Origin of the sequence: Lacinutrix sp. Hel_I_90 (genome assembly GCF_000934685.1) — a bacterium.
GTDB lineage: Bacteria > Bacteroidota > Bacteroidia > Flavobacteriales > Flavobacteriaceae > Lacinutrix.
In genome coordinates, this window is record NZ_JYNQ01000001.1 from 762,433 (window position 1) to 783,731 (window position 21,299).

Below are 21,299 nucleotides of genomic sequence, written 5' to 3' on the forward strand. Positions count from 1 at the left end.
GCTATAATTAATACGAGTTTCAGTGCTTAACCCAAAGTTTAGAGCTTTAAACTAAGTCCGCCAAATCTTTTGATTTGGCTTTATGAACAAAAAAGATAAAATAAAAAGTTTTGGCTAAGTGCTTAATCGAAAGTTTACTACTTTTAATTCCCGCACTATCCATAGCATAGACGTTAACATCAACAAGGTTAGAAACTAATTTAGTGTAAAGTCTAATCTTTAACTTGTGTAAAGGATGTCCCTTAACGAACATTAAAACCTACCTATGAAAAACATTACTTTACTATTGCTTTTTACTATCACATTAGCTTCTTGTCAAGAGAATAAAAAGAAAACTGACGTAACTGACGATTTTGAAAAATCATACAAAGAACAAAAGGATTCTGATTTATTGCCAGAGCATACGGAACATTTTGATTCTATAAATAATTTATATTCTAACTACAAATACAAAGTAGCATTTGACGCACCTAACCATTGGTCTTCAGACTCTGGTATTTCTGAACATACAATCTTTCGAACTTTCCAAGCAGATTCAGCTATCACTTTTGCTATAAATGTAATTGAACTTAAAGTTTCTGAAAAGGAAAAAACACCTGACGTTTGGGAATTCTATCAAAGCCAAAAAGAACAAATGGATTATCCTTATAAGGTTTTAATCCCAAAACAATTTAACACAACTGTAAAAGATTTTGAAGCGAGTAAAACATATATAAAGAACAGAAAAACAGTAAAAAGACAGTTTAGTTATTTAGTACGTGAATTAGATTTTGAGTACAGCAATACTTCTATTGTTTATCAAACTTTTATTAATAATCTCACCTATACTTTTAGTTTAGACGTACCGACAATGTACTATGACGAAAATCAAGTATTCTATGATAATTTAATAAGGAATGTTAGCTTTCTTTATGGTAAAGATGATGTTAACGATTATTTAAATAAAAAAGACAACTAAATATGGAAAACAGGCAACTTGCGAATGAAATTAATTCTTTAAAAGACACGATAGAATTACTCATTTCGGAAATACAATATTTACGTAATGACCTTGAAATCACAAATAAAGCTAACGAGGGAGTGAAATTTAGAATGTCTGAATTGGAAAATGCTCTGAATAGTAATTAATAACAGTTTATAAAACCGTATAAAAATAATTGTGGTTTAGTGCTAAAAAAAAGGTAGTTGCGTGTTTGCTAAATTAGGTGCTTAAACACGCCACTAATCATACACAAAAACGTTAGCCACAAATAAAACACGTTCTAAATCGAACTAAACTGTTTACTATAATTTTGACTTAAATTTTCACTTATGGAACATGAAAAAATCAAAAAACGACTATTAGAGATTAAAGATATAAATGATGACCGACAATCTAAATACTTTAGTTGGTTAAAAAATATAATAACAATTAGTGTTGGATTAATTGGAATATTGGTTTCTCTAAAACCTGATAAATTTAATGCGGAAATCGACGCGATTTACTTTGTAATAACAATATCTACTCTTGCACTAGGTATCTTCTCAGGCGCAATACTGCTTTATAGCGAGATGCATATATTAGATAAATATCGTCAAAAAAAACAAGAATATTTACAAAAATTAATGGACGATGAACATTCTATAATAGAATTAGAGTGGATTTATAGACCAAAAATATATAATATAATTGAGTTTCTTTGTTTTGGTGGTTTTGCTGTTTCTTTAGTTTCTTTAGTTATATATTCAATTGTTAGCTCCTTCTAATATTCATTTATATACTATTAATAGATCAGAATAAAACAGTGGCTAACATAGTACCGTGGCAAAAAGCCCAACGCAATAATCATTACGTGTTATTAGAACAACTCCTTTTAAAACTTGATTGGGCCACCTATTTTTTATCCCTTAATCCAAAACAGGCAATACAAAATCATCTAGCGCACTCTTTTGCTTCATTAATGCCTCTATAGCATCCGCATGACGAGGGGCTTCCGCAGATAAATTTACGGGGCCGTTTTCTGTAATTAAAATATCGTCTTCTATACGCACCGCAATGCCCCACCATTTTTTGTCACAAGGGCTGCCTTCTGGAATATAAATACCCGGCTCAACCGTTATTACTTGATTGGCTTCTAAAGGGCCGTAAGTTCCCGGGTCATGGACATCTAAGCCAATGTGATGTGAGACCCCATGCGGTAAATAACTGTGCTTCATGTTTTCGTTTTCAATAATACCCAATTTTGCTAGGCCTTTATTAACAACTTGCTGCGCAGCCTGATTACTGGCCCAAAAGGCATTACCTACTTTGCAAGCTTCAATACCCGCATCTTGCGCTTCTAAAACAATATCATAAATCGCGCGCTGTTCTTTGTTAAATTTCCCATTAGCAGGAATCGTTCTCGTAACGTCTGCCGTATACCCATGATATTCTGCCCCTAAATCCATTAACACCAAATCGTTCGCTACTTTCATTTTTGAGTTTTCAATGTAGTGTAACACACAGCCATTATTTCCGGCACCAACAATACTGGGGTAGCCTTCATATTCACTACCATACTTTTTGTAAACAAACTCATGAACGCCTTGAATTTCTGTTTCAGACATGCCAGGATGCATGGCTTTCATGACTTCAATTTGACCTTGTGCCGAAATACGAACCGCTTTAGTTAACAACACCAGTTCTTCTGGCGTTTTTGCTTGTCGTAATTCTGCCATAAAAGTCGCTAAGCCCCTAGTGTTTAAATTATTTTTTTTAGGTTCTGCCGCTATTTTAATAATAGTCTCTTTGACCTCTTTTCTTAAGGCATTGGTTTCGGCAGACACATATTTAGAAATATGTTCATCGGCCTTCAGCTCTGGATATTCTGTATAGATCTCTCCTATTTTTTGAGCGACATTAGCACTGTTTTCAATATCGGTAGCTTTTATGGTCATTTTAACCCGTCGTACCATTTCAGACTCTTGTGCATCTGGATCAAAGCCTATTTGCGATTTAAAAGTATTAACCAAATCATACAAATCGGCTTTATTTCGTTCAGAATCTCTATAATCGTCATTGAAATTATTAAAGAAAACGGTATCAAACTTCGCGTAATCGATTCCTGAATCTAAAAAAGCTTCTCCATTTAAAACCATTTCAAAACCAAGTTGTTCTTTGGCACCTGCAATACCTAAGCGGTAACCGGTCCACTGTTCGGCACGTTTATCTTTTTCCTGAACGAAGAGCATTTCATTAAACGCTACACCCTCAGAAGTCGTTTGCGTTTCAGAAAAAACAACTAAAGCCGTATTGGGCTCTTTATAACCGGTTAGATAATAAAAATCTGGATCTTGGTGGTATATATAATCTACATCATTGGCTCGATTTCTCACCGGATTTGCAAAAAATACAGCCACACTATTGGCTGGTATTTTAGCACGCAACGCTGCCCTTCTATTCTTGTGAAATTCTGGTTTTAGATAATCTGTAGGTGTGCCATCCTGAGCAAAGACCACTGCCGTAAATAAAAAAATAAGCGCTAAAAATTTCGTGTTCATTTTGATTCAAATTTTTTGATGCTGAAAATTAAGCATTAAATTGAAGTTTAGGCACAAGCGTTAAATAAATTAACAAATTTTTAATCGTTTTATTGTTGAAACCAACCCGATAATTTTTGATACTTTTGCTTTAGAATTTTAGGAAGTACTCTAAAGATTTCTAATAACACAGCAGTAAAAAAGTATAAAAACATTAATTATAAAATTTTTCGCTTTCGCGGAAATAAAAAAAATACGATTCAATGAAAAACACAGCGCTTACAGCAACTCACGAGGCACTTGGTGCAAAAATGGTGCCCTTTGCAGGCTATAATATGCCCGTACAATACGATGGGGTAAATATTGAACACGAAGCCGTTAGAAAGGATGTTGGTGTTTTTGATGTATCGCACATGGGCGAGTTTTTAATTGAAGGCCCTCATGCTTTAGCGTTAATCCAAAAAGTATCTAGTAACGATGCTACCAAATTAACTATTGGAAAAGCACAGTATGCTTGTTTACCAAATGATGATGGGGGTATTGTAGACGATTTACTTATTTATAAATTAAATGAAGAACAGTATTTATTAGTCGTAAATGCCAGTAATATTGAAAAGGATTGGAACTGGATCAGCTCAAAAAATGATGTTGGTGCGGTACTTAAAGATATCTCTGAAGACTATTCTTTGCTAGCAATTCAAGGACCAAATGCCGTTACAAAAATGCAACCCTTATCAAGTCATGATCTCTCAGAAATTAAGTTCTATAACTTTATTGTTGGTGATTTTGCAGGTATAGAAGATGTTATTATTTCTGCTACGGGTTATACCGGAAGTGGCGGATTTGAAATCTATTGTAAAAACAGCGATGTCAAACAAATATGGGATAAAGTGACTGAAGCTGGCGCCAAGCCAATTGGTTTAGCTGCTCGTGACACCTTGCGTCTGGAAATGGGTTACTGTCTTTACGGAAACGATATTGACGATACAACGTCTCCATTAGAAGCTGGTTTAGGTTGGGTAACCAAATTCACCAAAGATTTTACAAATTCTGAAGCTTTAGCAAAACAAAAAGCACAGGGTGTTGCTCGTAAATTAGTCGCTTTTGAAATAGACGCGCGTGGTATTCCACGTCATGGTTATGATATTGTAGATGGTCAAGGCAAAAAAATTGGTGTGGTAACCTCTGGAACCATGTCTCCAATGCTAGGTAAAGGCATAGGCTTGGGCTATGTACCAACTGTTTTTGCAGATGTTAACAGTAAAATTAACATCCAAATTAGAAAAAATGCTATCCCTGCAACTGTAGTAAAATTACCTTTTTATAAGGGCTAATCATTTCTATTAAATCTTGAGGTCTGCTTAAGCACAGTCAAAACCTGAATTAGTGGTTTATATTAGATTGTCATTAAATGTTTCTCAGGGTGACAATAGTTTAAAACTATTTTAGTTTTAATACTTAATGAAAAAAGGAGTAGACAAAAAAAATAGAATTCTCGTTTTAGGAGCAAGTGGTTTTTTAGGTGAAGCAATCTATAAAGAACTCTGCTCCTATTTCCGAACGTTTGGTACCTATAGAACTGATAACTATACCTTTGATAAGAACCAGCATTATTTTCAATATAATGTTGAAGAAGATGATATTTTCGAAATTCTTGAGGCTGTAAAACCTACGGTAATTGTCTCTGCCCTTCGTGGTAACTTCTCTGCTCAGGTTATCGCTCATGCGCATATTACAGAATATTTAGTAGCCAATAATGCACGTCTTATTTTTTTATCCTCAGCAAACGTTTTTGATGCTTACAGTAAATTTCCGAGCTACGAATTAGATAAAACACTAAGCCACAGCATGTACGGTCATTTTAAAATTAAAATAGAAAATATGCTTTTGCGCTTACCAAAACGCTTAGTGACCATCATACGATTACCTATGGTTTTTGGAGCGCAATCGCCAAGAATAAAAGAAATCAAAGCGTTTTTAAAAGAAGGCTTACCTATTGAGGTGTTTCCTAATTTAATTATGAACGTCACAACAGATTCTAAAGTAACACAGCAAATTCATTATATTATTAATCGTAATAAAACTGGAATTTATCATTTAGGAAGTAACGATTTAGTACATCATGATGATTTTATTAAAGAAATTACAGCGCAGTTAGGAGCTTTAAAACCCTCTTTCAAAAATGTCTACACGACCAACGACGATCGTTATTTGGCCGTAATGAGTAAAGAAAACAAATTACCTAAACATTTACAGTTAGAAAGTAGTGACCTTTTGAAAGAATTGGAGGTTTAATGCTTAGCTTACATCATCACTAGATTTTAAAAAAAAATTCGTGATAAGCTCTTGAATAAGCAGGACTATTCTTATTTTTATAGCTAATTAAACAGCTTGCGAGTCCCAAAGCGTTCGGGAGTACGCGCTTTTTGTAATGAAGTATTAATTAATAAAACAACTATTATGTCTAAACTATCAGAAAAAGAAATCATAAAACACTTAGAGAAATTACCAGAATGGGATTACAATGATAACGCCATACATACTGAGTATGAGTTTAACAATTTTAAAGATTGTTTTAGCGCTATGAGTCGTATTGCTTTTGAATGTGAAGCTTTAAACCATCACCCAGATTGGTCTAATACCTATAATGTATTAAACATTACTTTAAGTACGCACGACGCTGGTGGTGTGACTTTAAAAGATATTAAGTTGGCGCTTGCTATTGAAGGTATTGTTGAGGAAGAAGATGAAGAAGAGTAGCCTATTGATTACCCCAAGGTTTATGTTGGCATGCGTTAACTTAAAAACTAAGGGGCTTTAGTCGTTATTTACATTTTCAAACCGCATAGATTTTTTTTAAATTTGTGACGTAATAATTAATACGTTTTCCGTTGTCGCGGAAATAAAAAAATAAGTTAATATATGGGAAGAGCTTTTGAATTCCGTAAAGCACGAAAAATGAAACGTTGGTCTGCCATGAGTAAGGCCTTTACACGTATAGGAAAGGACATTGTAATGGCGGTAAAAGAAGGCGGTCCAGATCCAGCGAGTAACTCACGTTTGCGTGCAGTGATACAAAATGCTAAGGCTGTAAACATGCCAAAAGACAATGTAGAACGCGCCATTAAAAAAGCCAGTGAAAAGGGTCAAGGGGATTTTAAGGAGGTCATTTTTGAAGGTTATGCACCGCATGGTATTGCTGTTTTAGTAGAAACAGCTACAGATAATAATACACGAACCGTAGCAGATGTACGTAGCTATTTTAATAAGTGCGACGGTAGCCTAGGGGTTTCTGGTTCTGTGGTATTCATGTTCGACCACACCTGTAATTTTAGAATTGAAGCAGAAGGTTTGGATCCTGAAGAACTCGAATTAGAATTTATAGATTTTGGCGCTGAAGAAGTCTTTGCAGACGATGATGGGATATTAATCTATGCCCCATTTGAGAGTTTTGGAGCCATTCAGGCAGAATTAGAAAGACGTGAAATAGAAATATTATCTTCTGGATTTGAACGTATTCCGCAAGTCACAAAGGCCTTGTCTGTAGAACAACAAGCCGATGTTGAAAAGCTTTTAGAAAAATTAGATGATAATGACGATGTTCAGAATGTGTACCACACGATGGAGGAAAGTACTGAGGAATAGCTATTATTTTGTGTCTAACTAGCGTTATTAAACAGTAAAAAGCTACTTCGTAGGTGAAATAGCTTTTTAATGTCGCAGTAGGTGAATGTTTCTTTTTAGGGACTTAGGGCGTAAAGTTTACTTTATGTTTCATCCGGATACTACATCGTAATTGTCTCAATTACAGTACTAACTTAATATTAATTTTAAAGTAATACAACGTTTTCGTAAATTTTTCGACAAAACACATAGTAGATTTTTAGTCCTCAAAAAAAACAGTGAATCATCGACAAAATGCAAAAATCATCGATTAACTGTATTTTGGGATCTTTCCCACCACCCCTTTATAGAAATTATACATGAATCTAAAATCTGCTTCAATGTCATCTGTTGGGTAAAAGGGTTCAGAAATCCTATTCTGTTTATTCTGAAAGTCTAAAGTCATCATGATGATCGGGACTTTTGCAACTTTCGCAATGTAGTAAAAGCCTGTTCGCCATTGCTCTACTTTCTTTCTTGTACCTTCAGGAGCAAAAGTGATTCTAAATTCGTCGTGCTTTTCAAACGCTTTAGCAATGGCTTCTACTTTATTTTCATTTTTAGTTCTATTTAAAGGGACGCCGCCAATAGCTCTAAAATAATAGCCAAATGGCCACGTGAACAATTCTTTTTTTCCTACAAAATTTGTTTTTATACCTATCACTTTCCGAAGTAGAACACCAATATAAAAATCATGCCAGCTCGTATGCGGCACAGCAATAATGACGGCTTTTTTAATGACGTCTATAGACATATTGGTATTGCCAACAATTTTCCAACCTAATAGTTTAGAATATATAAATTTGGCTATTTTTTGCATACTACATTTTCTCGTATAATTCTCTTAAAGCTTCACGTGTTATGGTCTTTTTCCAATTTTTACCAATGGCATTTTCCCAAAGAGGCTCCAGACTTAAAGCCACATCAATCATGGTGTCAAACTCTTTATCAGATAAATCGGCACAAATACCAAGCGGTAATTGAATGTCATGTTTGGCTTTCATTTCTTTAAAAAGCCTAACGCCCTCCGGGTAATACGCTTCTAAATGGTCAAAAACGATACAATTCCCGATACCGTGTTTTATTCCTAATAAGTAACCCAAACCATAACTTAATGCATGAGCAACACCCACTTGCGAATAGGCGATACTCATACCGCCATGCCAACTCGCCATCATCAGTTTATCCTGTGCCTCTTCATTTGATAGGCCATTACCTATAAAAATGTCTTTACACAACTCAAATGCTTTTTCTCCATAGCTTTTACTAAACGCATTTAAATAGGTCCCGTTAAGTGACTCTATACAATGTATATAGCAATCCATGCCCGTATAAAACCATTGTTCTTTTGGCACATCTTTAGCTAATTCAGGATCTAAAACGACCTGATCAAAAGGGGTGTAATCACTATTAATACCTAGCTTGCGCTCTGGCCCAGTAAGTATGGTTGTGCGCGAGACCTCTGCTCCTGTTCCAGAAATAGTAGGCACGCCAACATGATAAATGGCTGGATTTTTAACCAGATCCCAACCTTGATAATCTTTAGCCTCGCCATCATTGGTAAGCATAATAGAAACCGCTTTAGCAACATCAAGTACGCTTCCGCCACCAATACCAATAATTCCAGAGGGGAGTTCTTTAAAATTTAAAATAATCTCTTCTACCAACTGGTCTATTTGATCTGTTTTCGGTTCTTCTGCTGCAGAGACATAAACAAGTTTATCTTCATAAGACAACGGGATTCTTGAGGTTAGCCAAGGATCTCCTTTAAACACATCATCAACAAAAAATATAAATGGGGCTTTGGTATTTAATCGTTTGGGTGAAATAATATCTCCTAGCTGATTAAAACTACCTCGTCCAAAAATCACTCTGGACACCATTGGAAAATTTCTAAAACTCATTTATTTAATCAAATTTATGCGCTTTGGCATTTAAAAATTCTTGAAAAGCATCCGGAAATAAACTCTCGTAATACCTCTCAACTAATGCATGGTTTAAACTAATTGAAACAGTCATAACCCATTGTTCTTCAGCTTTTTCATATTTTGAAAATACTGATTTTAAAACCGATTCTTTTTGTCCCGAAAACTTAAACCAAGGCATCGCCGAACAATGCACGCAATTTAAGCCATTTTGTGGTGGATACAAATCGTTTGAACGTTCAATTGTATTTTTTTCTGAATTTAATTGGTCTGGATCATTATCATATTCAGTAAATGAAAAACCAAAGGGTTTATAAACCCTCAATAAAGGTGCTGAAGCATGAATCAGCGCACAATCAACAACCTCTTTATTCTCCGTTTTATACCTTAAATTATCCAGGCTAATAATCGCTTTTTGCCCCGCATGTAAACACGCTGCAAAAAAACGTTTCGCCTCTCTTTTTGCAAAAGCATAGACCTCAGTGACGTTAAAAGGAATGCTGAACCTCAAGTAAGGACTAGCTAAGGCATTAAAATGCTGAAAATGTAATGCTCTACTCCAGATATTTAAGTCAATTGTTTTCAATATCTTAAGCGATTAATTGTATGGTGTCTCTTAAACTGGAAACCGTTGCAAAGGTTTTATTGTCCTGTTTATTCACTGTAACTTCTTCATGTGCCCAAGTGGTGTGAAAAGGAATATGAATTGCTTCTGCGCCAATATTTATTAAAGGCAAAACATCAGACTTGAGCGAGTTGCCAATCATTAAGAACTCTGAAGGCTTAATATCTAAATGCTTTAAAAGCTTAGAATAGTTGGCTTCTTTTTTATCACTCAACACTTCTATATGATGAAAATAATTAATTAAACCTGACTTTTCCAATTTACGTTCCTGGTCAAGTAAATCGCCTTTTGTGACCAAAATTAATCGGTAATCTTTAGAAAACGTTTTCAGCACCTCTTCTACACCATCCAATAACTCCACAGGTTTGTTTATCATGTCTTTACCTATCGCTAAAATCTTAGCTATGGTTAAATTAGAAACCGTATTATTGGACAATTCTAAAGCCATTTCTACCATAGACAAGATAAAACCTTTTACGCCATAACCGTAGACTGGAAGGTTTTCCATTTCCATTTTAAACAATTCCTGATCTATTTTATTAGGCGTTTCAAATTGGCTTAATAGTTTGGCAAACGCTTCTTCGGCATCACGAAAATAGGTCTCGTTTACCCAAAGGGTATCGTCTGCATCAAAGCCTATAACCTTTATGTTTTTATAGCTTACTTCCACAATTTCTTTGCACGTTCTAAGTCTTCAGGTGTATCAATTTCTACACCCTGTATATTAGTTTCTACCATTTTAATACGTTTACCATATTCTAAATAGCGAATACATTCAATTTTTTCTGAAGCTTCTAAAGTAAGCATTGGTAAATGGTAAAAGTCTAGCAAGGCCTCTTTTCTAAAGGCATAAACACCTTTATGTTTGTAATATTTAGTAGCAACTTCTTTATCGCGCGGAAACGGGATTGGGCTACGAGAAAAATAAAGTGCGAAATTCTTTTGATCTACAATCACCTTTACTGTATTTGGGTTTTCAATTTCTTCCCAATCTTTAATGTGCACCATTAAAGAGGCTAAATCCACTTCTTTTTTAGTGTCTTCTTTAAATACGCGAATGAGTTTCCTTAACGAATCAACCTCTGTAAAGGGCTCATCACCTTGAACATTCACCACAACATCCACATCCATGAATTCTACAGCTTCAGCGATGCGATCGCTACCACATTCATGGGCTTTTTTGCTCATCATCACTTTACCGTTTATAGAGGCTATCTCTTTAAAAATAATATCACTATCGGTCACAACAATCACTTCATCAAAGAGATTGGTTGCTACAGTTGCCTCGTAAGTACGAGTAATAACAGGCTTTCCTCCTAAATCTTGCATAAGTTTACCAGGAAAACGTGACGCACTATAACGTGCAGGAATCATTGCGATTATTTTCATGTAATAATTAAAACATTAAGTATCAAAAATAGAAATAATAAATAGGAATTTAAGCTTTAGTGGTTTTAAACTTTTTATAAATCTTAAAAAAGAGAAATAAAATCAAGAAGACTAAAACTATGGCTACAAAAGGAAGAATAATTGAAATTACAGACATTACAACTGCTGCCCCCGTTTCTACTGTGGAAACCACAGGGTTTGCTATGCCTCCGGTTGAAGCCGTTGATGCCAAACGTGTGGCTCCAGTAGTTCCAGCAACTGCAGCAGCTGTTCCACCTCCAGCGATAATAGCTAAAGCCCAGGTGACTACGGGACTTAAATCGGCAACTGTAGATACCATAACAGCTATTCCCGCAATCGTTGCTAACGGAATAGCTATAGTATCTAAAAGATTATCTACATATGGAATATAATACGCGAAGATTTCCAACAGTGTCGCTACACCAAGAACAATTAAGGCCGACAGGCTTCCTATCCACTGCCAAGATTCGTTTAATTCCCAAGCGCCTAAATAAGCGGTAATACTTAAAGCAAATAAAGGCACAAATACTCTAAAGCCAACTGACGCAGAGAGCCCTATTCCTAAGCAGATACTAATAATGGTTTCTGTGGTCATTTGGTTTACCAGAGTATTTAATGGGTTTAAATCAATAAACCTAAAGATATGAAAACCATAGTAAAAGAACGGCTGTAATTTAACGACTAAACATCCGTTTCAAAATAATCATCTTTAAAACCAATTAAATAAAGCTTCTCTTTTGCTCTTGTAACCGCTGTATACAACCAACGTAAATACTCTTTAGTAATACCATCTGGTAAATAAGGCTGCTCCACAAACACCGTATTCCACTGTCCTCCTTGCGATTTGTGACAGGTAATAGCGTATGAGAATTTAACTTGTAGTGCATTAAAATATTTATTGTTTTTAGTAGCAAGAAATTTCTTGTAATTACTTTTTTCGTCTTCGTAGTCTTTTTGCACTTCCTGATACAAACGATTGGAATCTTCGTAGGGAAGCGAAGGGGTTTCGGCAGATATGGTATCTAACATTAGTACGGTTTCAAAAGGCGTCATTTTAGGATAATCTACCATGCGCAACTTCACTTCCGCAAAGCGAAAACCATATAATTCCTTTATACTAAAGATTTCAAGCACTTCAACAATATCACCATTGGCAATAAACCCAGCTTCTGTTGTTGGTTTCAACCAAAAATAATTGTTTTTAACGACCATTAAATAGTCGCCAGAAGACAATTCATTTTCATTAAATAGAATGCGGCTTCTTATTTGTTCATTATATAGGTTTGCGCGTTTGTTACTGCGAACAATAAGCGCCATTTCTTCATTGCCCAAAGTACTATACGCATCATTAATGGCATCCAAAACATCATTTCCATCAATTAAACGTACAATATCTTTAAAGTTGGCAAGATTAAATTTAAAGCTTTCATAAAAACCACCAGAAATGGCTTCACGCAGTAGTGTCGCATTTTCCAAAATTCCTGAATCCTGCTGTTGTCGCATTACTTCATCAAGTTCCATTTTTGCGACTTCTTTATTATAGGTTAAACTCAATACATTTTCATCTAAAGCAGGGCTTATTTCTAATTTTACTGGCGGTAATTGTGCGGTATCACCTATTAATATTAATTTACATTGATGCCCTTGATACACGTATTGCATTAAATCATCTAATAGCGATCCATTAGCAAACATTTTAGAGTCTCCTGGAGCATCAGGAATCATAGACGCTTCATCAACAATAAAAATGGTGTTTTTATGTTTGTTGGGTTGCAAAACAAATTTTACACCGCCACCCTGCTCTTTTTTTGGAAAATATATTTTTTTATGAATGGTAAAGGCTTCCTTTTTAGAATAATTAGCCATTACTTTTGCTGCTCGACCAGTTGGTGCCATTAATACGGCACTCATTTTAGCCTGCCACAAATTATTAACTAAAGTGCCTATAATAGTAGTCTTTCCAGTACCTGCATAGCCTTTTAGAAGAAAAATAGTATTCGCACGCTTATCTAAAATAAATTCAGAAAGTTGTAATAATAATATATCTTGTTTTGCGGTTGGATCAAACGGAAAATGCTGTTTTATAAGAGAATAAAATTCAGATGAGGTCATTAAAGCGTTTAAAAATTTAAGAATTATTCAAAGATATGATGATTTTTACTCTTATTGGTTTTTACGAATAAAAAAAAAGTGTAGATTTGCGAGAGATTTTTTATTATAATATAACTAAAATTAAAATATGTTTACACTAATTATTGTTGCAGTTGTTGTTATCCTACTAACAGTTGGTATCGTTTGGGTAATAGATAAGTTTATTCCTTCAAAAGCAAAGCCTTTTTTAACCATCGTACTTTGGATATTTATTGGAGCTTTAGGATATTTTACATTTATGTCTGTTTATAACCCAATTCTTTTTAAGCAAGAAAAAGAAAAGCGCTATGCGAAGGTTATTGAGAATTTAGTTGATATTAGAGACTCTCAATTGGCATACAAAGAAATCCATGGAAAGTATACCAAAAGCTATGATAGCTTAATTGATTTTATCGAAAAGGGGCAATTTGCAATTTTAGAAAGAAGAGATACTAGTGTGATAGATGTTGAGAAAACTAAGGCATATCGTGGCATAGAATACAGAATGGAAATTACTATTACAGACACATTAAATTTTGTTCCAGTAAAAGATTCTTTATTTAAAGACTCAAATCGCTATAAGTCAATGCAATATGTCCCTTTTGCTAAAGAAGGTACAGAATTTGTTCTTAACGCTGGGAAAATACAAGAAGAAGAAGGAGGAAACAAAAAACTACCTGTTTTCGAAGCTTATGTTAAGAAAGCAGTCATCTTACATGATCAGGATCCTGATTATGTAAATATTGAAAACAGAGCTTATTCTGTTGAAGAAATTAGTGGAGATGCTATTCGCGTTGGTTCTATGCAAGAAGTGAAAATAAATGGCAACTGGCCAAAATTATATGATCCAAAGTAAAATAGAAACAAAAACACATCCTAAAGAGTTGTCCATTCAAGTGAGTTTGAATGGACTTTCTTTTTGTATACTAAATACAGAATCAAATACTATAACACACCTCAAGAGTTTTCCAAGCTCTAAAAAACAAACACCTCAAGAATTATTAGACCATTTAAAGCATGTTTTTAATACCGAAAACATACTTCATGAGGATTTTAATGCGGTAACCATCATTCACGTTAACGAGCTTTCTACTCTAGTTCCGAAGCCCTTGTTTAACGAAGATATTATTGCCGATTATTTGAAATTAAACGCAAAGATTTTAAAAACAGATTTTATAACACATGATACTATTGCCCTTAACGATAGTGTAAATATCTATGTGCCTTATGTTAATGCTAATAATTTTATTTATGATCATTTTGGCGATTTTACATATAAGCACTACTCTACTATTTTAATTGAATCTGTTATGCTGGCTGAAAAAAACGCTAGTGGATCTAAATTATACATTCATGTTAATCCGTCTCATTTTGAGATTGTAGCTGTTAAAGACAGTGAACTAAAGTTATACAACACTTTCGAATACGACACTCCAGAAGATTTTATTTACTATCTTCTATTTACTACCGAACAGTTGTCGCTCAATCCAGAAACTATTAACGTTCAACTATTGGGAGAAATAAATGATACAGATGCTTTATATAAAATAGCTTATAAGTATATTAGAAACATTTCTTTTGGCAACAGAAACGATCCTTTCGCTTTCGCGGAAAAACCCAATGCAAATCACTCACACTTTACTTTACTAAAAAGCTTATAATGCGCATCATCTCAGGAGAATTTAAAGGTAGGAGAATTACAGCTCCAAAAAAGCTGCCAATACGCCCTACAACAGACATGGCTAAGGAAGCCTTATTTAATATCTTAAACAATCAATACTACTTTGATTCTATCTCTGTTTTAGAGTTGTTCGCCGGTTCCGGGAATATCAGTTATGAATTTGCCTCTCGTGGGACAAAACAAATCACGTGTGTTGACGAAGATTTTGGTTGTATCAAATTTATTAATGAAACTGCTGAAAGTTTTGAGATGCCAATACAAACTATAAAAAGTGATGTTTTTAAATTTCTTGAAAACGCAAAACAGCAAGCCACCATTATTTTTGCAGATCCTCCCTATGAGTTTCCAGTTGAGGAATTTTCTAAAATTCCAGAATTAGTTTTCGAAAATAATCTTTTAGAAAAAGAAGGCCTTTTAATTATAGAACACTCTAAACACACCAATTTATCTCATTTATCAAATTATAAACACTCAAAAAGTTATGGCGGTAATATGTTTAGCTTTTTTGAAACTGATAATTAATCAGCACATTAAGCTTTCTTTTTATATATTAGCTTTTTTAATAGTTAAAAAAAAACAACTTAATATTCCCTAAAATGAAAAACCCTACTCTTTTAAAGCTAGTAATGGCAGTAATTTTATTGTCATTTTCTACAGGATCCGCACAAGAAAACCAAGTAACAAACTTATTAAAATCTTACATTGATGCTTCTAACGAACTAGAAGCAACAAAAGATGTAAACAATGTATTATCATTATTTGACAGTAGTTATAAAAATAATATTGCTTATGTTGGATTGACTGGTGTTGTAAATAAATCAACTATAAATTTTGAGCAATTTTCTAATCAATTAGAAGAAAACTTAAAAAATCAAAATTACAATTTCACAATGTCTGTTGGGGAAATTATTTATGAGTCACAAAAGGAAAGAGCAGGAACAATATCTGCGCTAATTAACTTTGAGTCAAAAATAGACGGAAAGATTGCTGAAAAAGGCACTATTTTATTGAATTTAGTTACTGCCTTGGTTCAAGGTGAATGGAAAATAATTCTTAATAACACGGTAAGAGTATCTGAAGCTAGTGACATAGGTAACTGTGTTTGTTACTTGTTTTCAAAAGGAGACTCTTTCTTTAATGCAGAAACATATTATCCAGCTGGGGTTGAGTACAACAGAGAGTATAAGTCGTTTAGAGTAAGTATTAAGGATGGTAAACGCACTATTGTTAATAGAGGAAACGATGATAAAACCTTTGATTGGGCAGATAACGGTGACGTTTTAGATAACGGTGTCATTATTGGTAATGCTGAAACATCAGACAAAGCGATTCAGGCCGTGTTGTCACGCGTTTATTCTGAAACCTGTACACAAATAAATTTTAGTTAAACCTAAAACTAATAACGATTCAAAAGCCATCTATTTTTAGATGGCTTTTTTTTAGGTTCTATTTATAGTTTCTTCATTAGAGCAGACAGTCAAATCATGTGTCATGACACGCTACTAAAAAGAAATACAATCATAAAATATTACACTTTAATTCATTAATTTTCATTAACTTAGAGAGACATAGGAATTTCCGTGATCTGTTTACTTTTCGTACTTCATATATGTTTTGATTAGCATTAAATCAATTAAAAAAACCACATATTATGAAACATTTAATTTTATTATTGCTCGCCTTCACAGTCATAGTATCCTGTCAAAGAGATGAAGATGCCTTGTCTAAAACAGAACATTCGGTAGAAATTCAAGAACCATCAAATGAAACGGAGCTGCGCAATACGGTACAGAGCATTGCTGCCTCATGGAACACAAATGACCCAACGTTATTCAATAGTAATACCACGGCCGATATTATTAGGAACACCAATGGAACAAGAGCTGCTAATAATCAAAAAGAATATGATAGCACAAACAGACAACCGTTTTTAAATGCTTTTCCGAATTTTAATGTCGCCATTACAGATACTGAAGTCGTAGGGAATATCGTTTACACCAATTGGACCGTAACGGGAATAAATACAGGTGAATATCGGGGGCATCCAGCCACGGGGAAGAACATAAAACTATATGGTCTTAGCATCTGGACCTTTAATGAGGAAGGAAAGGCTGTACAAGAAGATGCTTATTTTGATAGACTCGCCTTATACCAACAATTAGGTTACAAAGAGGTACCAGCATTAACGGAATAAAACGGTGGTCTTATTTGAAATAGAAAACCCTTTTTGAACATTCAAAAAGGGTTTGTCTATAATAAAGTAAATCTATAAGCCGGATTCTGTACTCTTGCGAGCCCTTATCATTTATCTACGTGAACTGTTACCAGCACACTTTAGCTGCCTACCCTCTAACAATCGCGCGTGCACGCTCAAACGTTAGTATACATGACATTGCACCATATAGAGTTTACCTGGTTTCACTACAGCATGACCTGTACATACTTTCTGTTGCACTTTTCCTAGCCTCACGACTGGTGGCTGTTAACCACTATAATTGCACTGCGGTGTCCGGACTTTCCTCATCTTATAAATAAGACGCGATAAGGCGATTTACTTGAGAACAAAGGTACAATTAAGACCCTTATAAATCCAAATTTTAAAAACTTAAAATATGTTGATAACTCTATATAAATTGACAGGTTATACTTTAAATATTCAAGCTGAATTTTTAACTTTGTTACTTATTAAATTAGCAGGTAAAAGATGCTGAAATAAATTCAATAACATTGGAACACTTTGTAGTATCGGCAAGAAAGTACCGCCCGCAAACGTTTAAAGACGTTGTTGGGCAAACGGCTATTACAAATACCTTATTGAATGCTATTGAAAACAACCACCTAGCTCAGGCCTTACTCTTTACAGGACCTCGTGGTGTCGGTAAAACCAGTTGCGCCCGTATTCTCGCTAAAATGATTAATAGCGATGGCAGTGAAACTGGTGATGAAGATTTTGCGTTTAACATTTTTGAATTAGATGCCGCTTCTAATAACTCGGTGGATGATATTAGGAGTTTAACAGATCAAGTGCGTATTCCGCCGCAAGTTGGCAAATATAAAGTCTATATTATTGATGAGGTTCACATGCTGTCTCAAGCGGCCTTTAATGCTTTTTTAAAGACGCTAGAAGAGCCACCAAAACATTGTATCTTTATTCTGGCAACTACTGAAAAGCATAAAATCATCCCAACCATTTTATCGCGTTGTCAGATTTTCGATTTTAAGCGTATTACCGTTAAGGACGCTAAAGACTACTTAAAGTATATTGCAAAAGAGCAAGGGATTACTGCTGAAGATGACGCGTTACATATTATCGCTCAAAAAGCAGATGGCGCTATGCGTGATGCCTTATCTATTTTTGATCGTGTGGTTAGCTTTTCAGGAAAAGAGCTCACGCGACAAGCCGTTACAGAAAATTTAAATGTACTCGATTACGAAACATACTTTACGAGTACAGACCATATCTTAGAAAATAAAATTCCGGAGTTATTGATTCAATTTAATGAGACGCTATCAAAAGGTTTTGATGGTCATCATTTTATTGCAGGCTTGGCCTCACATTTTAGAGATTTATTGGTTTGTAAAAATCCTATAACTATTGAATTACTTGAAGTTGGAGAACAAACCAAAGAAAAATATTTAGAGCAATCTAAAAAAGCCACCCAGGACTTTTTGTTAAAAGGCATTGAACTTGCCAATGAGACCGATTTAAAATACAAAACCAGTAAAAACCAACGTTTACTCGTTGAACTTTGCCTCATGCAGCTTGCCTCTATCACTTTTGATGGAGAAAAAAAAAATAGTAGTCGGTTCATAATTCCGCCTTCCTATTTTAAGCGTATTGGCATCACCCCAGTTCCTGTTAAGCGTCCAGAAAAGGAGGTTCCAACAACAGCAAAGCCTTCCGAAGAAAAAGAACTAAAGCCTGAATTAGCAACGGCAACCAAAACCGCAGAACCTAAGCCAAAACTTATTGTATCTGCAGATAAAAAACCAAGATCTGGCTTGTCTTTAAGTAGCATTCGTGCCAAAAAAGAGCATATTGCTCAACAAAAAGATAATGAACCAGACGAAGAAAATCTTCCAAGGGAACCTTTTTCTCAAGACGAACTTTTAGACGTTTGGAGCACTTTTGTAACGCGCATTGAAGCGGAGGGTAAGATGAATCTAGCCGCTATTTTATCTATAGATACGCCAACTTTAAAAGGCACAACAATACATTTAACCTTTCCAAACGCTACAAATAAAGTAGAAGTAGAACGCCAATCTTTCGATTTACTTCAGTATTTACGTAAGCATTTGAAAAACTATGACATCGCGCTTGAGATAGAAGTTGATGAAGAAATGCAAAAGAAATTTGCTTATACACCAGAAGAAAAGTACGAGAAATTAAAAGAAAAGAATCCGAATATAGAATTGCTTCGCAAGACATTTGATTTAGATTTATAAATTCTATTTCTCGCAAAGGCACAGCGTCTTACTAAACAATTAAAAAACAATTAATCTAACTGGCATCGCGAGCGTAGCGTGGTCATCTTCAAAATTTGAGGTCAATTACACAGTTTGCAACATCATTTCTCCCCGCCATGACGAAATAGTATTACATTTGCCTTATGTATAAATATCTAATCCTGTTATTTCTTTTTTCTGTTGCTTTTATTAGCTGCGATGGCAGAGATCGCGCCTATAAAACTAATGCTGAAGTTTTGAAGGCGCATAAATTACTAGATTCTTTTTCTGAGAAAATTATATATAGACCTGAAAAATATACTGAAGTATTTAATGATACGACTTTCAGTAATGGCTATAAGGTCTCTTTAAAAATGTACACAGATGCGACTAGACATGTGGTTGTGGAATCTAGAAAAGATTCCATAAAGCATAAAACCATATATCGCGACAATAACGTAGAAATCGTAATTACAAAAGATCAAGAAGAAATCCTCAATCTCAAATTGAGCAAGGCCGACGTTATGGTAAAGAAAATACCCTCAGGATTACAACTATCTAACTATTATTTAAAGAATGTCTGGATTGAAACTCTGGAAAACAAACGTTATAATGGCGTACCTGTAATTTATTTAAATTTTTATGCACCCAGTCATAAATCACATAAAATAATGGAAATATTTCCTCTTGGAGGCGGACGGTATCAATTAACAGAAATAGATTAATATGCTAGGACTAAAACTACCTACAGACCCACGTTGGGTAAACATCGTAGAAAAAAACATAGAAGATATTTTAACAGATCATGCGTTCTGTGAGCAGAAAGCAACCAGTACCGCTATTTCGTTAATTGTAAGCTTTCCTGAATACACAGATTTAGTACAGGAAATGGTTGCTTTGGTTAAAGAAGAAATAAGCCACTTTAAAATGGTTCATGATTTAATTATAGAAAACGGCTGGACTTTAGGTCGTGATCGCAAAGATGCTTATGTTGCTAAGCTCATTACTTTTTTTCCTAAAGGTGGTAGCAGGACAACACAATTAGTACATAGATTATTATATGCAGCTTTAATTGAAGCCAGAAGCTGTGAACGGTTTCGTTTACTGTCTGAGGAACTTGAAGATAAAGACTTAGCAGAATTTTATAGAAAATTAATGGTAAGTGAAGCAAATCATTACACTATGTTTTTAGGCTTTGCAAGACAATATGGCGAACGAAAAGAAGTAGACGAAAAATGGCAGAGTCTCTTAGATTTTGAAGCAGAAATCATGAAAGATCTGAGTAAAAGTGAAACGATTCATGGTTAAACATAATACATAGCAAAAAAAAGGCCAATACAGTTGTATTGGCTTTTTTAGTTAGTAATTATTGGTTTGGTTAAAACTTCACACCAAAGCCTATTTGCATATTGGTGTTTTTAGCTTCTATGTTGGTTTCGTCATCAAATACATTTGTGAATCCATAGGAATATCTAACATCTAAAAAGAAATTATCAGTAAGACTATATTCTAGACCGCCAAGACCTGAAAAAGCCAAATTTTGCTGTCCATCTTTATAATCGTGACCTTTTACACTCACTTGCGGCCCAACACCTATGGCTACAACTTCAGTGATTTTATATTTTAAAAATAAGGGCATTTGAATATAATTGATACGCAGAAACTCTGCTTTTGCGCCCTCAGCAGAAAACTGAATTTCCGGAGCAAAAGATACGTTTTCAGACACATAGTATTCTGAAAAAAAACCAACGGCAATTCCGTTTCTGTGTCTGTTTTCTATACCTGCAGGCACATCTGGTTCAAAATCTAAATTAGAAATGTTATATCCTGCACGAACGCCATACAGAGCGTTTTGGGAAAAGCTATAAATTGAAAATAAAATAAATGTAAGTATGAGTACATTTTTTTTCATAAAAAATAA

The 21,299-nt window shown here is 34.5% G+C and carries 24 protein-coding genes and 1 other RNA gene; 15 read left to right on the forward strand and 10 right to left on the reverse strand.

The window, feature by feature from the left end; translation table 11 throughout:
• Positions 1-265: 265 nt before the first annotated feature.
• The 3 genes from GQ46_RS03290 to GQ46_RS03295 all read left to right on the forward strand — a co-directional run bounded on the left by GQ46_RS03290 (position 266) and on the right by GQ46_RS03295 (position 1,746).
• Positions 266-958 (forward strand): hypothetical protein, encoded by a 693-nt coding sequence (locus tag GQ46_RS03290; protein WP_044398360.1) that lies wholly within the window; start codon positions 266-268, stop codon positions 956-958.
• 2 nt (positions 959-960) lie between these two features.
• On the forward strand, positions 961-1,128 hold the full coding sequence (locus tag GQ46_RS17535; protein WP_156133084.1) for a hypothetical protein: 168 nt from the start codon (positions 961-963) through the stop codon (positions 1,126-1,128).
• Between the two features lie 183 nt (positions 1,129-1,311).
• Entirely contained in the window at positions 1,312-1,746 is a 435-nt protein-coding gene (locus GQ46_RS03295; protein WP_044398362.1) for a hypothetical protein, read from the forward strand.
• A 141-nt stretch (positions 1,747-1,887) separates the two neighbouring features.
• Here the strand turns inward: GQ46_RS03295 and GQ46_RS03300 are convergent, their stop codons facing one another.
• On the reverse strand, positions 1,888-3,519 hold the full coding sequence (locus GQ46_RS03300) for an aminopeptidase P N-terminal domain-containing protein (protein WP_156133085.1): 1,632 nt from the start codon (positions 3,517-3,519) through the stop codon (positions 1,888-1,890).
• 242 nt (positions 3,520-3,761) lie between these two features.
• Here GQ46_RS03300 and gcvT point away from each other — a divergent pair, with 242 nt between their 5' ends.
• The 4 genes from gcvT (at position 3,762) to GQ46_RS03320 (ending at position 7,143) form a co-directional block, all read left to right on the forward strand.
• Positions 3,762-4,832 (forward strand): glycine cleavage system aminomethyltransferase GcvT, encoded by a 1,071-nt coding sequence (gene gcvT, locus GQ46_RS03305; protein ID WP_044398366.1) that lies wholly within the window; start codon positions 3,762-3,764, stop codon positions 4,830-4,832.
• 127 nt (positions 4,833-4,959) lie between these two features.
• Positions 4,960-5,793 carry a sugar nucleotide-binding protein gene (locus GQ46_RS03310; protein ID WP_044398368.1) on the forward strand — a complete coding sequence of 278 codons (834 nt, stop codon included), beginning with the start codon at positions 4,960-4,962 and terminating at the stop codon, positions 5,791-5,793.
• A gap of 165 nt (positions 5,794-5,958) precedes the next feature.
• Entirely contained in the window at positions 5,959-6,258 is a 300-nt protein-coding gene (locus GQ46_RS03315; protein WP_044398370.1) for a 4a-hydroxytetrahydrobiopterin dehydratase, read from the forward strand.
• A gap of 162 nt (positions 6,259-6,420) precedes the next feature.
• Positions 6,421-7,143 carry a YebC/PmpR family DNA-binding transcriptional regulator gene (locus GQ46_RS03320; protein WP_044398372.1) on the forward strand — a complete coding sequence of 241 codons (723 nt, stop codon included), beginning with the start codon at positions 6,421-6,423 and terminating at the stop codon, positions 7,141-7,143.
• Between the two features lie 289 nt (positions 7,144-7,432).
• Here the strand turns inward: GQ46_RS03320 and GQ46_RS03325 are convergent, their stop codons facing one another.
• From GQ46_RS03325 to GQ46_RS03355, 7 genes are all read right to left on the reverse strand, one after another.
• Positions 7,433-7,981 (reverse strand): 1-acyl-sn-glycerol-3-phosphate acyltransferase, encoded by a 549-nt coding sequence (locus tag GQ46_RS03325; protein ID WP_044398374.1) that lies wholly within the window; start codon positions 7,979-7,981, stop codon positions 7,433-7,435.
• Position 7,982: 1 nt separating this feature from the next.
• The gene (locus GQ46_RS03330) at positions 7,983-9,065 is read right to left on the reverse strand and encodes an iron-containing alcohol dehydrogenase family protein (RefSeq protein ID WP_044398376.1); all 1,083 of its coding nucleotides are present in this window, start codon (positions 9,063-9,065) and stop codon (positions 7,983-7,985) included.
• A gap of 4 nt (positions 9,066-9,069) precedes the next feature.
• Positions 9,070-9,672, reverse strand: a complete 603-nt coding sequence (locus GQ46_RS03335; RefSeq protein WP_044398378.1) for a CatA-like O-acetyltransferase — start codon at positions 9,670-9,672, stop codon at positions 9,070-9,072.
• Positions 9,673-9,676: 4 nt separating this feature from the next.
• The gene (locus GQ46_RS03340) at positions 9,677-10,381 is read right to left on the reverse strand and encodes an HAD family hydrolase (protein WP_044398380.1); all 705 of its coding nucleotides are present in this window, start codon (positions 10,379-10,381) and stop codon (positions 9,677-9,679) included.
• Entirely contained in the window at positions 10,372-11,100 is a 729-nt protein-coding gene (gene kdsB / locus GQ46_RS03345) for a 3-deoxy-manno-octulosonate cytidylyltransferase (protein ID WP_044398382.1), read from the reverse strand. Before kdsB ends, GQ46_RS03340 begins: the two co-directional genes overlap by 10 nt.
• Positions 11,101-11,149: 49 nt before the next feature.
• Positions 11,150-11,716, reverse strand: a complete 567-nt coding sequence (locus GQ46_RS03350; protein ID WP_044398384.1) for a DUF4126 domain-containing protein — start codon at positions 11,714-11,716, stop codon at positions 11,150-11,152.
• Positions 11,717-11,802: 86 nt separating this feature from the next.
• Positions 11,803-13,233: an ATP-dependent RecD-like DNA helicase gene (locus GQ46_RS03355; protein ID WP_044398386.1), complete on the reverse strand. Its 1,431-nt coding sequence runs from the start codon at positions 13,231-13,233 to the stop codon at positions 11,803-11,805.
• A 127-nt stretch (positions 13,234-13,360) separates the two neighbouring features.
• On the opposite strand from GQ46_RS03355, the gene GQ46_RS03360 reads away from it, so the two are divergent.
• From GQ46_RS03360 to GQ46_RS17035, 5 genes are all read left to right on the forward strand, one after another.
• The gene (locus GQ46_RS03360) at positions 13,361-14,107 is read left to right on the forward strand and encodes a hypothetical protein (RefSeq protein WP_044398388.1); all 747 of its coding nucleotides are present in this window, start codon (positions 13,361-13,363) and stop codon (positions 14,105-14,107) included.
• On the forward strand, positions 14,073-14,912 hold the full coding sequence (locus GQ46_RS03365; RefSeq protein ID WP_231567315.1) for a DUF3822 family protein: 840 nt from the start codon (positions 14,073-14,075) through the stop codon (positions 14,910-14,912). The genes GQ46_RS03360 and GQ46_RS03365 overlap by 35 nt, the downstream gene beginning before the upstream one ends.
• Positions 14,912-15,454 (forward strand): RsmD family RNA methyltransferase, encoded by a 543-nt coding sequence (locus GQ46_RS03370; protein ID WP_044398390.1) that lies wholly within the window; start codon positions 14,912-14,914, stop codon positions 15,452-15,454. Before GQ46_RS03365 ends, GQ46_RS03370 begins: the two co-directional genes overlap by 1 nt.
• Before the next feature lie 104 nt (positions 15,455-15,558).
• Positions 15,559-16,320: a hypothetical protein gene (locus GQ46_RS03375; RefSeq protein ID WP_156133086.1), complete on the forward strand. Its 762-nt coding sequence runs from the start codon at positions 15,559-15,561 to the stop codon at positions 16,318-16,320.
• Between the two features lie 263 nt (positions 16,321-16,583).
• The gene (locus GQ46_RS17035; RefSeq protein WP_052503390.1) at positions 16,584-17,126 is read left to right on the forward strand and encodes an ester cyclase; all 543 of its coding nucleotides are present in this window, start codon (positions 16,584-16,586) and stop codon (positions 17,124-17,126) included.
• Between the two features lie 59 nt (positions 17,127-17,185).
• Here the strand turns inward: GQ46_RS17035 and rnpB are convergent.
• An RNA gene (rnpB, locus tag GQ46_RS17300) (RNase P RNA component class A) lies at positions 17,186-17,490 on the reverse strand.
• Positions 17,491-17,659: 169 nt separating this feature from the next.
• On the opposite strand from rnpB, the gene dnaX reads away from it, so the two are divergent.
• The 3 genes from dnaX (at position 17,660) to GQ46_RS03395 (ending at position 20,686) form a co-directional block, all read left to right on the forward strand.
• On the forward strand, positions 17,660-19,378 hold the full coding sequence (gene dnaX / locus GQ46_RS03385) for a DNA polymerase III subunit gamma/tau (RefSeq protein ID WP_044398392.1): 1,719 nt from the start codon (positions 17,660-17,662) through the stop codon (positions 19,376-19,378).
• 164 nt (positions 19,379-19,542) lie between these two features.
• Positions 19,543-20,103 (forward strand): hypothetical protein, encoded by a 561-nt coding sequence (locus GQ46_RS03390; protein ID WP_044398393.1) that lies wholly within the window; start codon positions 19,543-19,545, stop codon positions 20,101-20,103.
• 1 nt (position 20,104) lies between these two features.
• Positions 20,105-20,686 (forward strand): tRNA-(ms[2]io[6]A)-hydroxylase, encoded by a 582-nt coding sequence (locus GQ46_RS03395; protein WP_044398394.1) that lies wholly within the window; start codon positions 20,105-20,107, stop codon positions 20,684-20,686.
• Positions 20,687-20,756: 70 nt separating this feature from the next.
• Here GQ46_RS03395 and GQ46_RS03400 read toward each other — a convergent pair whose 3' ends face one another.
• Positions 20,757-21,290: a porin family protein gene (locus tag GQ46_RS03400; RefSeq protein ID WP_044398395.1), complete on the reverse strand. Its 534-nt coding sequence runs from the start codon at positions 21,288-21,290 to the stop codon at positions 20,757-20,759.
• Positions 21,291-21,299: the final 9 nt, after the last annotated feature.